This is a genomic window from Paraburkholderia sp. RL17-383-BIF-A (genome assembly GCF_046028015.1).
In the GTDB taxonomy this organism is placed as follows: domain Bacteria; phylum Pseudomonadota; class Gammaproteobacteria; order Burkholderiales; family Burkholderiaceae; genus Paraburkholderia.
Genome location: NZ_JARESR010000095.1, coordinates 1 through 370, shown reverse-complemented (window position 1 = coordinate 370; position 370 = coordinate 1). Strand labels below are relative to the sequence as shown.

1 protein-coding gene is annotated in these 370 nt (G+C 61.9%); it reads left to right on the top strand.

Annotated elements, in window-relative coordinates; genetic code table 11:
* Window positions 1–370, top strand: a 370-nt coding sequence (locus P0D71_RS36095; protein WP_408188141.1) for a pyridoxal-phosphate dependent enzyme, incomplete at both ends; no start/stop codon positions are given.

Genomic DNA, 370 nt, shown 5'->3' with positions numbered 1-370 from the left:
ATTCGTGCCGATCGGCGGCGGTGGGCTCGCGGCGGGCGTGGCTGCGTACGTCAAATCGGTGCGCCCGGAGATCAAGGTGATCGGCGTGCAGACCGATGATTCGTGCGCGATGGCCGCGTCGCTGAAAGCCGGTGAGCGGGTTACGCTGAACGAAGTGGGTCTGTTCTCGGACGGCACGGCGGTGAAACTGGTCGGCGAAGAAACCTTCCGTCTGTGCAGCGAATATCTCGACGACGTGCTGCTCGTGAACACAGATGCGCTATGTGCCGCGATCAAGGATGTCTTCCAGGATACCCGAAGCGTGCTTGAGCCTGCAGGTTCTTTGGCCGTAGCCGGTGCCAAGCAGTATGCGGAGCGCGAAGGCATCGAA